Here is a 13,350-nt window from a genome sequence, read left to right on the forward strand (position 1 = left end):
CACCCGGGTGACCACCACCCGGTTGATCTCCCGCATCCGGGCCGCCGAGCTGCTGCAGGTCCCCAGCGGTGCAACCAGCCTGCGGCTGGCGCCGGCCCTGGTGGATGGTGCTCCCCTGGCCTTCTGATCTCTTTCTTTTCTACCCCCCCCCTTACCTTCGCCTGACCCATGGCCCAGTCCCTCGGCAGCCTTTCCGACAGCCCCGCCGCCATCAGCGTCCGCGGTCCGCAGCCGCAGGCCAAGAAAAAAGGCTGCCGCCAGAAAAAATGCTCCAAGTGGAAAGGCGGCAAGTGCTGTTGCGGCCGCGACTGAGGTCGCTCTGATGGTTTATTTCTCCTGCCGCTCGAGGCTCGGCATCAGGGCCACCGAAGCCGCCAGCCCCAGGGCCAGGATCAGCATCGCTGGCACCAGGGCCGCCCCCACCCGTTCGTCGCTGGCGTACTGATAGACCCGCACCGAGAGGGTGTCGAAGTCGAAGGGGCGCAGCGAGAAGGTGAGGGGCAGTTCCTTCACCACGTCGACGAACACCAGCAGGGCCCCCACCAGCAGCGGACCCCGCAGCAGGGGCAGGTGGATGCGGCGCAGCACCGCCAGCCAGCCGCAGCCGAGGCTGGTGGCGCATTCGTCGAGGCTGGGGGGGATGTGCTCGAAAGAGGCATCGAGTCCCTGTTTCGAGACGGCCAGGAAGCGGTCGCCGTAGCCCCAGAGCAGCAGCAGCAGGGGGCTGAGCTGCAGCGGTCCGCCGATCAGCATCAGGGCCAGGGCCAGCACCGTGCCGGGCACCGCATAGCCCATGCCGGCGAAGAAGGTGAGCCGGCCCAGCAGGGGCTGGGACAGCCAGCGGCGGCTGATGGCCAGCAGCAGGGCCGCCGCCACCGTGACCAGCGTGGCCGCCAGGGCCAGGCCGAGGCTGCGCCCGGTGAGGGCCAGCAGTTCCTCGAGCGGATCACTCTGGAGATGGTCACGGCTCAGCACCAGCCAGGTGAGGGGGATCCCCAGGCTGGCCAGGGGCGGCGCCAGGGTGAGCAGCTGGGCCAGGTGGCGACGCCAGCCCCGCAGCTCCCACTGCAACGTGCCGGCGCCGTCCTGGCCGATGTTCCAGCGGCGGCTGCGGTGACGCATCCAGCGTTCGGCCCCCACCAGCAGGCTCACCAGCACCAGGGCGATCAGGGCCAGACCCACGGCCCCCTGCAGGTCCCCTTCGCCTTGCCAGCGCTGCAGGATGCCCCGCGAGAGGGTGGGCACCCCCAGCAGTTCCACGGCGCCGAGCTCATTGACCACCTCCATGCCGCTGAGGGCGACCCCGGCGCCGATGGAGGGCAGCGCCAGGGGCAGGGCGACCCGCCGGAAGCTGCCCCAGGGGCCCACGCCCAGGCTGCGGCAGGCCTCCAGCTGGCGCTGACCACTGCCGGCGAAGCTCTCGGTGGAGAGCAGGAACACATAGCTGTAGGTGGTGAGGCTGAGCAGCAGCACGGCCCAGCCGATGCCGTGCACGCGGAAACCCCAGCGGCTGCCCAGGTCGACCAGCACAGCGGCCAGCACGAAGGCAGGGGCCGCCAGGGGCAGCACCTGGGCCAGCCGCAGCCAGCGGCGGCCCGGGAACTGGCAGCAGGCGGTGAGCCAGCCGTTGGCGGTGCCCAGGAAGGCACCGATCAGGCCAACGCCCACCACCAGCGCCAGGGTGTTGGTCAGTTGCTCCAGGCCTTCGCTCCCCAGCCAGAGACGGCTGGAGCCGGCCTCCCGCACGGCAAAGCCCGCCAGGACCAGGAACGGCAGCAGGGCCAGGCCGCAGACGAGCAGCACGGCCGCCGCCAGGGGTGCACGCCGCAGTGGTGGCGCGGTCCTGTTGGCTGCTGCCCGCTCGGCCGTTGCCAAAACCCCCATCCGGTGACCTACTTCCAGCCGTTTGATTCCATCATCTGGGTGGCCGCCCTGCTCTTGGATCCGATCTGCTGCACCGAGACGCCATCGGCCCGGAAGGTGCCGAACCGCTTGAGGATCGGATTATCGCCGAAGCCCTTGAGGGGGTATTCGTTGTTGGCTTCGGCGTAGCCGCGGCCGCCGGTGGGGGAGGCCAGGAATTCGATCAGCTTGATCGCCGCCTGCGGATTCCTGGCATGGCGGGTGACACCGGCTCCGGTGATGTTGACGTGGGACGGGTTGAGATACACCACTTTCAATTGTTGGGCCAGTTGCTTGTCCTGGGCGCCGCCTTCACCGGAGAGCATGCGGGCGACGTAGTAGGAGTTCACCACGCCCACGCCGCACTCTCCCTTGGCGACGGCCCGGGCCAGGGGGGTGTCGGAGGTGAAGAAGGGCTGGTTCAAGTTGGCGACCATGCCGCGGATCCAGGTGCGGGTGGCGGCATCACCGTGGAGGATCATGCGGCTGGCCACCAGCGACTGGTTGTAGGGGCTCTTGCGCTCCCGCAGGCAGAGTTTGCCTTTCAACGCCGGCTTGGCCAGGTCGGCATAGGTGCGGATCGTGGCGGGATTCACCAGCTTGGGATTGACGACCACGGCGCGGACCCGGCGCGTCAGGCCGAACCAGCGGCCCTGGGCATCGCGCAGGTTGGCGGGCACGTCGCGCTGAAGGGCGGCAGAACGGCTTGGCCGGAACAGGCCCTGGTCGGTGGCGGCGTCGAGGCGGGCGGCGTCGACGAGCACCAGCACATCGGCGGGGCTGTTCTTGCCCTCACTCTTGAGGCGCTCCAGCAGGGCGTCGTCCTTGGCCTCCAGCACGTTCACCTTGATGCCGGTGCGGGCAGTGAACTGGCGATAGAGCTCCTTGTCGGTGTTGTAGTGCCGGCCGGAATAAACACCGATGCTGCCGCCTGCCTGGGCGATGGCGGGATGGTTGGCTATGGACTGGCCGATCGCCGGCGGCGTGCCACTGCCGAAGAAGGCCAACAACGCTGCGCCCACGGCAGTGGATCCGCCGGCGGGAAGCAAGAGACGACGAAGGGGGAGCCTGGCGCTGGGCATCGGGAGGAACGGGGGTGTGCCCGGACCCTATGAAGGCTCCCCGTTGGCAGACGGACCAAACGACGCGAAGGCGCGTATCAATGCTTACGCCTCAGTAGGACGTGGAGCGCCGCACCGGGATCAGGGCGGGTTGCATCAGACCACCACCGCCGCTGTCGTCGTCGGAGTCCATCGCCATCCACAACACCAGACCGAGAAGGGCGAGCGCGCCCGTCATCAGGAGGAACTCGGTCATGGGAAATGTTCGTAGGGGGTAACCCTAGCGGCGCCAGCCGGTGCTTCCGTAGTGGTTGCCGCCATTCGGCCAAAAGAGCAAGGGCGATAGAGCAAGGGCGATCAGGCGAAGCCCTTGCCGGCTTCTTTGGCCACACAGGCCAGCAGTTGCTGGCGCAGCCGCTTGTGGTCGAGATCCTTGCCGATCAGCACCAGCTGGTTCTTGCGTTCCCCCGGCCAGTCGCTGTCGTCGATGGAAAAGCGCTTGCCGGCCAGGTGGAACACGTGGCGGCGCTCGCTTTCGTTGAACCAGAGGATGCCCTTGGCGCGGAAGATGCCGGCCGGCATCTGGTTGTCGAGGAAGTTCTGGAACTTGCGCAGCGAGAAGGGGCCGTCGCTGCGGAAGGACAGGGAGGTGAAGCCCTCGATCGCCTGGTGGTCGGGATGGCTGCCGTGGTCGTGGTCAGAGTGGCTGTGGCCAGAGTGGCTGTGATCTTCGTGGTCGTGGCTGGGGGCGGCGGCGGCGGCCTGCTGCTGGGCTACCACTTTGTCGGTCTCGAACAACCCCACGCTCAGCAGCAGTGGCAGGGGGACGGCGCCCTTCACCGAGCGCAGGATGCGGGCCTCGGTCTTGATCGCCCGCAGCTCGCTTTCGAGGGCCTCCAGCCGCTCCTCGCTGACCAGGTCGCACTTGTTGAGCAGGATCATGTCGCCGTAGACGATCTGGGAGCGGCCCACCTCCCCCTGCAGCGTCTCGGGGCCGAAGTTCTCCGCGTCCACCAGGGTGATGATCGAATCGAGCCGGGTCAGGTCGCGCAGGTCGCTGCCGAGGAAGGTCATGGCCACGGGCAGGGGATCGGCCAGCCCGGTGGTCTCCACCACCAGGTAGTCGACCGGTTCGGGGCGCTCCAGCACCCGGTAGACGGCCTCCAGCAACTCGCCGTTGATCGAGCAGCAGATGCAGCCGTTGCTCAGTTCCACCATGTCGTCGCCGGTGGCCACGATCAGCTCGTTGTCGATGCCGATCTCGCCGAATTCATTGACCAGAACGGCGGTCTTGACGCCCTCCTGGTTGGTGAGGATGTGGTTGAGCAGGGTGGTCTTGCCCGCCCCCAGGAACCCGGTGAGGATCGTCACCGGCACGGAGATCGGCCTGGCCTCGCTGACCGCTGCTGCCGCTGCCGGGGCATCCAGGTTCGTGCTGGTCATGGGGAGAAGCGAAGCCGTTGTGGGGATTCTGACGGCGCGACCGCCCCATGAGCCCCCTACCGGCGCCGTAAAGGCTGCTGGAATGGCGGCCGATGAACCCGTTCGATGAACCCCAGCGAAGCCTTCGCCGCCATCGGCCTTGCCGCCGTGGCCTGCGATGGCGCCCTCGACGCCGATGAGGCCGCCATGCTGCGCCAGCTGCTGGAGGTGCGCTCGCCGTACAGCAAGCTCGGCGACGCCGTGATGGGGGCGATGTTCGATGGTCTGCTGGGGCGGTTGCGCAGCGGCGGCTGGGAGACGCTGCTGATGGAGGCCGCGCCGGTGCTGACGCCACCCCAGCAGGAGACGGCCTACGCGATGGCGGCCCTGCTGGTGCACACCAACCGCAGCTTCAAGCCGGTGGAGCAGGAGATGCTGCAGCGGCTGGGGGAACTCATCACTGTGCCGGCCGAGCGCTGCAGCCAGATCCTTGAGGTGATGGCGGTGCTGCACCGCGACAGCCTCAAGGGCTGACGCCCCGGCAGCGTTCGCACAGCCCGAAGAATTCCAGGGTGTGATACATCGGCTGAAAGCCGCCGAGGTCCTCACCGGGAAGGTGCAGGTTGTGCACCGGGCAGTGGCTGAGCACACGGGTGCTGCCGCAGTCAACGCAGGTGAGGTGGTGCTCGTCCCGCTCGGTCGGGGCGTAGAGGGCCTCGCCGCTGGGCAGGTGGCGGCAGCGCACCAGGCCCCGCTGCTGCAGCTGGCGCAGGTGGCGATAGACGGTGGCCAGGCCCATGGCGGCGGGGCCACCCCGCAGCCGGGCGTGCAGATCCTGGCCGCTCAGCTCCCCGTCGGCCTGGCGCAGCTCCGCCAGCAGGGAGGCCTGGCGGGGGGGGAGATCAGGGGCGGAGGGGGCCTGCATGGTCCCGTTTCTACCCTGCCGGCAGCCAGATGGCCTGGAGTGCCTCCCGATCGAGGGGCTCGGGGGTGAGGCTGGTGGCGTCGATCAGCACCACCTGGGCCGGTGGCGGGGCCCCCTGGGCCTGCTCCAGTTGGCGCAGCACGACGGCCAGTCGGTCGCTGGTGGGGTCGTAGCTGAGGCCGGTGCCGGGTTCCAGCTCCCAGCGGCTGAGGCGCCTGGTGGCCAGCACGCTGCCGCGGTGGTCGAGGCTGACCAGGGTGAGGGCCGGGCGGCCTGATCCTTCGACGAGCATGGCCCAGAGGCGCTCGCCGCCGCGGCTGCAGGCCGTGGCCACCAGGGCCTGGGGGCCGATCCAGAGCTGGCGCGGGGCCAGGCCCGGCTCCACCAGCTCCAGGGAGCGGCGGAAATCGGGCCAGTGGCGCACCAGCAGGGCCCGCCCGGCGCGGGGACAGAAGCTGCTCAGGTCGCGGCTGCCGGGCAGGGTCTGGCGGCGGGGCGGCCGGGGTGGCAGGTCCTGGAGGCTGAGGCCATCGATCTCCGGCACCACCGCCGAGCCGCCTTCCGGCAGCAGCCGCACCGCGCCGCTGGCCTCCAGTGGCAGGTCCTGCGGGCCGCCGCTGGCGGGCCAGAGCTGGAGGCTCACCTGGTCGGGCTGCTCCCCGCCCGCCTGCACCAGCAGGTCGCCGCGGCGGTTGGCGCTGATATGGGCAAACACCCTGTCGGTGGCGCCGAGGGGCTCGGGCGCGCCGGCCAGCACAGGGCTGGGCGCGGCGCTGCCCTGGCGGCCCAGGGGGCGCAGGGGCTGCTGGCGCAGCGGCACCCGCCAGACCCGGAAGCGGCCGGCTTCGGAGCGGGCCACCACCGCCAGGGCCTCGCCGTTACCGAGCGGTTCGAGCATGGTGATGCGCGGCCAGACCGGCGTGATCGGCCGCCAGCGACCGTCGTGCTCGCGCAGCTGCACCTGCTCGCCGGAGCCCACCGGCACCACCGCCAGCAACCGGGGGCGCGGATCCCACTGCCAGCGCTGGGGGGGCAGGGCCAGGCCGCGGCGATCGCGGCCGGCCAGCTGCAGGATCAAGGGGGAACTGACGCGCTGGTCGGGGGCCAGGTTGAACAGCAGGGTGTCGCCATCCCCGAGCCAGCGGTGGGCCAGGGGCGGGCTGAGGCTGCTGGCGGCCTGGAGGCTGGCCGGATCCATCGGCCGGCTGAAGCGGGCCTGCAGGGCGGCGGGCCCGGAACTGGCGGCCACCGGGGTGAGCCGGTCGAGCCGGGGCGGCTGGCGCCACAGCAGCTGCTGCTGGAGCAGGGCCAGCAGGGCCGCCAGGCTCAAGGAGAGGGGCAGGGGCCGGGCCCAGGGGAGGCGGGAGCGCGGGCTCATGGTTCCAGGGGCCGCTCTGGCCGGGGGATCGGCCGGATGCGGCTGGGCATCACCTCCAGCCGCTCGCCGCCGCCGGGGGCGGGCCCCAGGCCCATCACCCCGTCGATGGCCAGCCACTGGTCGGCGGGGAAGGGGGCCTGGCCGGCGGGCCAGTGGACGGGAAGCCCCACCGGGGAGGCGTCGGCGAGGCAGCAGCGCACCAGCAGGCGGGCCAGCTGGGGAGGTTCGCCTTCCATCGGCAGCACGAAGCCGCTGATGCGCACCGGATCGCCGGCGAACAACTTGGGATCGGGCTGGCTGCGCAGCAGCCGCACCCAGTCGGTGAGGCTGCGCTGGGCGGGCGGCAACACGAAGCTGAGCTCGCTGTCGGCGGTCTCGTCGCGGGGGCGCTGGCCGGCCAGGTCGGCGAAGGAGGGGGCCGGCGGCAGCAGCAGCACCAGCAGGGCGATGGCGGCGGTGAGCAGCAGGGTGCGGGCCTGGCGCCGGTCGCCCCGCTCCTGCCGGCCGGGCCCGAAGGCGAGGCGCAGCTGCAGCAGGGCCACCGTCAGCAGCAGCAGGCCGGCGAGGGCCACCAGGGGGTGGAACACGGCCCGCAGCAGCAGATCGAGGCGGCCGTCGATGCTGCTGACAAGCAGCACAAGGGCCCAGAGACCGAGGCTGGCGGCGCGCCAGAGGGCGGCCCGCTGCAGCGGTGGGGGAGTCACAGGCGCCACAGGTTGACCCACTGGCCGATCAGCAGCACCACCAGGCCCGCCCCGGCGGTGGTGAGCACCAGGCCGCGGGGGCGGAACAGCAGCCCGAGCAGGCTGACGAGTTTGAGGTCGATCACCGGGCCCAGCAGCAGGAAGGCGAGCAGGGCCCCGGGGGTGACCTGGGCGGCGAAGCTGAGGGCCAGGAACGCATCCACGCTCGAGCACACCGACACCACCAGGGCCAGCAGCATCAGGGCCAGGATCGAGAGGGTGGGGGCGCCGCCCACCGCCAGCAGCCAGCTGCGGGGCACGAAGGATTGCACCAGGGCGGCGATGACACTGCCCATCACCAGAAGCAGGGCCAGCTGCAGGAATTCCTGGCTGGCGTGCTTGATCAGCTCGGCCAGGGGCGGCCGGACCGGGGCAGCCTCAGCCGGTGTTGGGGCCCCCACCAGGCCGCTGGAGCGCTCCAGCAGTCCCACCGCCGCCAGGGGCTGGTGCAGGCGCCGTTCGGCCAGCAGGTCGGCCTGCAGTAGCAGCGGTTCGCTCACCAGGCCCAGCAGCAGAGACAGGGCCACGGCCACCACCACGGCGCCGATGGGCCTGGCCAGCAGCAGCCAGGGCTGGTCGGGGAAGGCGGCCCAGGTGCTGGCGATCACGATCGGGTTGAGCACGGGGGCGGCGAACAGGAAGCCGAGGCCGGCGCCGAGGGGCGCGCCACCGCTGAGCATGCGGCGGGCCACCGGCACGTTGCCGCATTCGCAGGCCGGCAGGGCGAAACCGAGGGCGGCGCCGGTGAGCGGGCCCAGCAGGGGGTGGGACGGCAGCCGCCGCAGCCAGCGCCCCCCCGGGGCGAACCAGCGGGCGCCGGCGGAGATCAGTACGCCGATCAGCAGGAAGGGCAGCGCCTCGATCAACAGCCCCTGGAACAGGGCCCAGGCGGTGGCGAGTCGGGTGAGGATCAAGGCGCCGGCCAGGGCTCCGGGGTGGCGGAGCTGGTGGTGGCGCCCGCCTCGAACCAGTCGGGGAGGGCGCGGAAGCAGGCGGCATTGGCCTCGTTCTCGCGGGCCTCGACGCGCCAGCAGCAGCTGCGGCCGCCATCCCGCTGGTGCAGCAGCTCGTTGGCCCAGCCCCACACCAGTTCGGCGCTGGCCTCCATGCCGACGTTGGCCATCACCCGCAGGTCGAGGGCGCCCTGGTCATGCAGGGTCTGCCACTGGGAGAGGAGGGGGTCGTCGTGGTTGACGAGGAAGGTGTGGTCGAACTGCTGCTCCAGCCGCTCGCGCAGCGGCTGGAGGCTGGAGAAATCAACCACGAAGCCGTGGACGTCGAGGTGGTGGGCGGCGAACCAGAAGGTGAAGCTGCGGCTGTAGCCGTGCACGAAACGGCAGTGGCCCGGGTGGCGCCACTGGCGATGGCAGCAGGGGAAGCCGCCGTAGCTCTTGCTGCAGGTGTGGGCCGCGGGGGTGGACATGGGGGAGGATCACTGCAGCTGACGTCGCGTCCCTTGGGGGCTCCAACCGCCGCTTCCCCTGGATCCTGTCATCCGCCGTCGCCCGGTGGGGAGGGGCAGCTGGTGGGCCCTGAGCTGATCGCCACGCTGCGCTTCGATGGGGCGGGGCTGATCCCGGCGGTGGCGCAGGACTGGCTGGACGGGGCGGTGCTGATGGTGGCCTGGATGAACCGGGAGGCGATCGAGCGCAGCCTGGCCACAGGTGAGGTGCACTACTGGAGCCGTTCGCGGCAGGAGCTATGGCACAAGGGCGCCACCAGCGGCCATTTCCAGAAGCTGAGGGGGCTGCGTTACGACTGCGATGCCGATGTGCTGCTGCTGACGATCGAGCAGGTGGGCCAGGTGGCCTGCCACACCGGTGCCCGCAGCTGCTTCTACGAGGAAGGGGAAACGGCCTCGGATGGGGGGCCGGACGCCCTGCCGCCACCGGCGGATGTGTGCACCGAACTGGCAAGGGTGATCAACGGGCGCAAGCAGCGGCCCGAGCCCGGCAGCTACACCAACAAGCTGCTGGAGGGGGGCGACAACCGCATCCTCAAGAAGATCGGTGAGGAGAGCGCCGAATTCGTGATGGCCTGCAAGGACGACGACCCGGCGGCGATCGCCGGCGAGGCGGCCGATCTGATTTTTCACCTCCAGGTGGCCCTGGCCCACCATGGCGTCGACTGGCGCCAGGTGCAGGAGGTGCTGGCCGAGCGGCGCGGCGCGCCACGGCGCGAATGAGCCGCCTCAAGCGCGAACTGGCCTGCCGCCGCCGGCTGAGCGATGGATCGGGAGAACGCTGGCTGTGGGCGCTGGGCTCAAGCCTGCCCTGGGTGGGTCTGGCGGTGCTGCTGCTGCACGCCCTGACGCGCCGCACGGTCACACCGTTTCTCTATGGCCTGACGGCGCTGGGGGCGGTGGGCTTCCTGGTGCTGACGCTGGGGGGCCTGCCGGACGACCTGGCCAACCGCAACCGGCTGCCATCGGGCACGGTGCCGGCGGCGATCACGTTGATCTGCGTGGCGGCGTTTGCCTTCGGGCACCGGCAGGGGCAGGAGAAGGCGGCGGTGGAGGCGCGGAAGTGGTTGGAGTTGGATCGGTGAGGGGGGCTTGACCGCTCCCGGGAAGCCTGGAACAGGACATGCAGGCCTTCGGCTTTTTGCCGGAACTGGCCGAATCCTTTCCCCATCGTTACGTTCTCAACGTGCAGCTCCTGTTTCCCGGGAAGCCGCGCGATGGCAACAGCGCCATCGCGGATCAAGGCTTCCCCCCGTTCGGCTCCATCGCCTTTGAAGAGATCCAGATGGCCTTCGTGAACGAAGTGGTCTCGGATGAGGACATCGTCAAGTATGACTTGCCGTTCGCTCCAAGTTCTAAATGTTACTGGACAAGGGATTTTGTGCGAGACCTCTTTCTTTGGGGAGAGATTTCTGAGGATCCTGCCAGGGGGTATCCGCCTGAAGGAAGATTTGTCCTGTCTATGGAGGATCGGCTTCTCTCATTTGTTTTGAGCCTGGGCGATAGATCAACCAGTTTTAGGGATGATCCGTATCGGATTGTATGGAAGGCGATTGTGTGTGTCAAGCCTGACAACTTCGGAGGACTCGACCCTGCAACGGCGATATCCATTCTTAAAGAGGCGCTTTGCTGTTATGGATATGACGGCAGGAGAAATTCATTTGCACCCAATCGGACTGTTGTGTTTGAGTTCTAGTTTAGATCATAAAAAGTAGTCTCATTGGACTTTCGTCATGCTTACTGCACAGCAGGCAAGGGCTGAACTCGCCTCGGTTCAGACTAAGGAGCAGTTGCTCAGCCTGATTAGAAGGATCGACTGGAATACAAAAGGGTCGGTCACTGTCCTTTACAGCGGGATAGCAGGCAGATTTGAGGCGCAATCGGCTGGAGTTGTTCGCGCGGGCGAGATGGCTGTTTCGCTTTTGGAATCGGGAAACGATGTACGCATCATCGATCAGTCTGAAGTGAGTAAGTTTCTCAATATGATCGATGAAAATGGAAACAAGGATAATCTTCTGGCGGATAAGTTTGACGAGATATTCAAGGATGATCCAGATAGGCTTAGCGGTTTTCTTTATGGCGATACAGTTGATGGAGTTCGAATTCCAAATAGTATTTGGGATGAGTTGTCTGCGCGATTTGCCGCAGAGGCGGTGGGCGAAGTCGTAACGATAACTGGTGGAGCATCCATGAGTCGCGTGTTCTTTCAGACGGAGCTCCCAATTATTCTTGGAAATCCTAATGTCACCAGCATTGATGGCATTCCAATAGCAGCCTTCAACGGCATGACGGTAGAACAAGCATTCCGAGTTATCATTGCGGCTTCAGAAGAGCGCTCGTCTAGATTGCAAATTGCCGTTGATACTGATGGGAACCCACTACTGAAGAGAAACCAATACATCCTCGATGCCCGAAGCTTCTTCGAGGATTCGAATGTCATCAATGGGACAGCTCCTCCCCCCGATACTCCGATGCGGTCCATGGCGGACTTCATTCCCCCAGAGAGGGTTGCTGCTCATCGAGAGGCGCTTCAGGACATCCGGAAAGCTCAGGACAATCTGGCTGTTCACTACAGGCAGGATCTTCAGGCTCAGAACGGACTCGGCACAACCCGATGGCTCAAGGCCCTGGACCAGCTGGGCCATATTGCTGATGTTGTCAGCCTCGCTGCCGTGGCCCATGACGCTAAGGCGGCCATGGATGCAGGAGATCAAGAATCTGCTGAGCGGATTCTGACCCAATGGGCTTTGGAGAATGCAGGGGCCATCTTGGCTGGCCGATTGGCTTCACTTGCTGTGGCCCCTCTTCTTGCCGCTGGTCCCCTGGGTTGGTTGGCCGCTGGTGGACTGATCTTGTCCGCTTCCATGCTTGGCAGTGCCTATGCAGACGAAACGGCTGAGTTTCTAGCTGGCCACCTTGCTGATCTCTGGGACAAAGGCATGGAGGCCATGAGAGATCAATTCCAGACGGCGGAAAGGCCTTATTCATGCCCGCTTGTTCTGGATCTTGACCGAAATGGTGTTATCACCTTGGCAGAGAGTGCCTCTGGAATCTTTTTTGATCACGACGATAATGGCTTTGCTGAACGGACCGGGTGGGTCAGTTCTACGGATGGTCTACTGGTTCGCGATCTTGATGGGAACGGGACCATCGACAGTGGAGCTGAACTGTTCGGAAATCATACGTTGCTACCGAATGGGAGTAAGGCCGCCAACGGCTTTGAGGCCCTCAGAGTTCTTGACGACAATGGAGATCACTTCATTGATCATCTCGATTCAGCGTGGAACACTCTGAAGATCTGGTTGGACGGAAATAGCAATGGCGTTGTCGATCAAGGCGAGCTTCAAACCTTCAATGAGGCTGGTGTCCTTCGGCTTGGGGTTGGCTATGCAGCGTCAAGCTTGACCGATCCTCAGGGTAATCGTCATCTTCAGATCGGTGCGTTCCAAGCTTCCGATGGAACGATGCAATCCATGAACGATGTTTGGTTTCGAGTAGATCAGGCACGGACGAAATGGCTTCGTCCTGTTCTACTAGACGAAGGACTGGCAAGCCTTCCTGATTTGAAGGGGATGGGCAGTGTTCCGGACTTACATCAGGCCATGGCCTCGGATCTATCCGGTGACTTGCGATCGATCTTGCAACGATGGATCCAAGGCAGCACCGTGCAGCGGGAGGCATTGATTGATCCCTTGATCTTCTACTGGGTCGGAGTGTCTTCCGAGCAGGACGTATCAAACTGGAACTCCATTGACGGACGCCTGGCTGTCATGGAACGTCTGCTCGGTCAGACTTATCGCGAAGGTTGGGTTGATCCTCGCCCCGTTGGGGCTTCAGTGACGATGCTGCATAAGGCCTACGAGGATTTTCGTCTCCAGTTGGAAGATCAGTTGATCCTTCAGACGGATGGCTGGCCCATCCTGCAGCACTTCGTTGGACCTGACGGAGCTATTCATTCGGAGTCTTCAAGCACTACTCTTGCGAAGGTGGCAAATTATCTTGATGCTCATGTCCTTCAGTCCTCAGACTTTCTCAAGCTGTTCCGTCTGAGTCGAGCCTTGAGGTCGCTAGGGGATGAAGGCGAGTTGATTCTGGCTAGGATTCAGGAGTATGCCTCGGCTCAGAAGCTTCCAAACAGCATCTTCTACCAACTTCTCTCGGAGCATCAACTATTCCGAGGGTTTGCACCATCCAACCATCTTCAAGGCTCAGTTGGGCAGGATCTGATCATTGGAGGAGCCGGAAACGATGTATTGAGTGGCGGCTCAGGTGGTGACTGGTTGGTGGCCGGTCGTGGCAACGACAGCCTGAATGGCGGGATCGGAGATGCCGTGTATGTGATTGCGCAGGGAGGAGATCGAAAGCAGATCAGCGATCTGGATTATACGGCTGGCAATCGAGATGTGGTGATGTTCACGAATGTGCTGGGAGCCGATGTGACGCAGGTGGAACGGCAT

Annotated in this window: 14 protein-coding genes and 1 pseudogene; 6 read left to right on the forward strand and 9 right to left on the reverse strand. The window is 66.2% G+C overall.

Annotated elements, in window-relative coordinates; genetic code table 11:
• Positions 1 to 168 precede the first annotated feature (168 nt).
• Entirely contained in the window at positions 169 to 312 is a 144-nt protein-coding gene (locus KBZ33_RS19430) for a hypothetical protein (RefSeq protein ID WP_254955080.1), read from the forward strand.
• A 15-nt stretch (positions 313 to 327) separates the two neighbouring features.
• On the opposite strand, the gene KBZ33_RS19435 is transcribed toward KBZ33_RS19430, so the two are convergent.
• From KBZ33_RS19435 to KBZ33_RS19450, 4 genes are all read right to left on the reverse strand, one after another.
• Positions 328 to 1,884: an iron ABC transporter permease gene (locus KBZ33_RS19435; RefSeq protein ID WP_254955079.1), complete on the reverse strand. Its 1,557-nt coding sequence runs from the start codon at positions 1,882 to 1,884 to the stop codon at positions 328 to 330.
• A gap of 8 nt (positions 1,885 to 1,892) precedes the next feature.
• Positions 1,893 to 2,984 (reverse strand): extracellular solute-binding protein, encoded by a 1,092-nt coding sequence (locus tag KBZ33_RS19440; RefSeq protein ID WP_254955078.1) that lies wholly within the window; start codon positions 2,982 to 2,984, stop codon positions 1,893 to 1,895.
• A 91-nt stretch (positions 2,985 to 3,075) separates the two neighbouring features.
• Positions 3,076 to 3,219, reverse strand: coding sequence for a hypothetical protein (locus KBZ33_RS19445; protein WP_254955077.1), 144 nt, complete (start codon positions 3,217 to 3,219; stop codon positions 3,076 to 3,078).
• A gap of 101 nt (positions 3,220 to 3,320) precedes the next feature.
• Positions 3,321 to 4,406, reverse strand: a complete 1,086-nt coding sequence (locus KBZ33_RS19450) for a GTP-binding protein (protein WP_254955075.1) — start codon at positions 4,404 to 4,406, stop codon at positions 3,321 to 3,323.
• 105 nt (positions 4,407 to 4,511) lie between these two features.
• Between KBZ33_RS19450 and KBZ33_RS19455 the strand changes: the two genes are divergently transcribed.
• Positions 4,512 to 4,919 (forward strand): tellurite resistance TerB family protein, encoded by a 408-nt coding sequence (locus tag KBZ33_RS19455; protein ID WP_254955073.1) that lies wholly within the window; start codon positions 4,512 to 4,514, stop codon positions 4,917 to 4,919.
• Here KBZ33_RS19455 and KBZ33_RS19460 read toward each other — a convergent pair.
• From KBZ33_RS19460 to KBZ33_RS19480, 5 genes are read right to left on the reverse strand one after another with little or no spacing between them, the layout of a single operon-like run.
• Positions 4,909 to 5,310 carry a Fur family transcriptional regulator gene (locus tag KBZ33_RS19460; RefSeq protein ID WP_254955071.1) on the reverse strand — a complete coding sequence of 134 codons (402 nt, stop codon included), beginning with the start codon at positions 5,308 to 5,310 and terminating at the stop codon, positions 4,909 to 4,911. The two genes, KBZ33_RS19455 and KBZ33_RS19460, sit on opposite strands and share 11 nt — an antisense overlap.
• Before the next feature lie 10 nt (positions 5,311 to 5,320).
• The gene (locus KBZ33_RS19465) at positions 5,321 to 6,688 is read right to left on the reverse strand and encodes an Ig-like domain-containing protein (RefSeq protein WP_254955070.1); all 1,368 of its coding nucleotides are present in this window, start codon (positions 6,686 to 6,688) and stop codon (positions 5,321 to 5,323) included.
• Positions 6,685 to 7,392, reverse strand: coding sequence for a TIGR03943 family putative permease subunit (locus tag KBZ33_RS19470; protein ID WP_254955069.1), 708 nt, complete (start codon positions 7,390 to 7,392; stop codon positions 6,685 to 6,687). The genes KBZ33_RS19465 and KBZ33_RS19470 overlap by 4 nt, the downstream gene beginning before the upstream one ends.
• A complete protein-coding gene (locus KBZ33_RS19475; RefSeq protein ID WP_254955068.1) occupies positions 7,389 to 8,345 on the reverse strand; it encodes a permease in 957 nt (318 codons plus the stop codon). The genes KBZ33_RS19470 and KBZ33_RS19475 overlap by 4 nt, the downstream gene beginning before the upstream one ends.
• Positions 8,342 to 8,854: a 6-carboxytetrahydropterin synthase gene (locus KBZ33_RS19480; RefSeq protein ID WP_254955067.1), complete on the reverse strand. Its 513-nt coding sequence runs from the start codon at positions 8,852 to 8,854 to the stop codon at positions 8,342 to 8,344. Before KBZ33_RS19480 ends, KBZ33_RS19475 begins: the two co-directional genes overlap by 4 nt.
• Positions 8,855 to 8,953: 99 nt before the next feature.
• Here KBZ33_RS19480 and hisIE point away from each other — a divergent pair, with 99 nt between their 5' ends.
• The 4 genes and pseudogenes from hisIE to KBZ33_RS19500 all read left to right on the forward strand — a co-directional run.
• Positions 8,954 to 9,616, forward strand: a complete 663-nt coding sequence (hisIE, locus tag KBZ33_RS19485; RefSeq protein WP_254955081.1) for a bifunctional phosphoribosyl-AMP cyclohydrolase/phosphoribosyl-ATP diphosphatase HisIE — start codon at positions 8,954 to 8,956, stop codon at positions 9,614 to 9,616.
• On the forward strand, positions 9,613 to 9,978 hold the full coding sequence (locus KBZ33_RS19490) for a hypothetical protein (RefSeq protein ID WP_254955066.1): 366 nt from the start codon (positions 9,613 to 9,615) through the stop codon (positions 9,976 to 9,978). The genes hisIE and KBZ33_RS19490 overlap by 4 nt, the downstream gene beginning before the upstream one ends.
• Positions 9,979 to 10,016: 38 nt before the next feature.
• Entirely contained in the window at positions 10,017 to 10,589 is a 573-nt protein-coding gene (locus tag KBZ33_RS19495; protein ID WP_254955065.1) for a hypothetical protein, read from the forward strand.
• Positions 10,590 to 10,683: 94 nt separating this feature from the next.
• Positions 10,684 to 13,350 (forward strand): annotated as a pseudogene (locus KBZ33_RS19500) (hypothetical protein); the annotation flags it as partial.

This window comes from Cyanobium sp. Cruz-8D1, assembly GCF_024345975.1.
In the GTDB taxonomy this organism is placed as follows: domain Bacteria; phylum Cyanobacteriota; class Cyanobacteriia; order PCC-6307; family Cyanobiaceae; genus Cyanobium.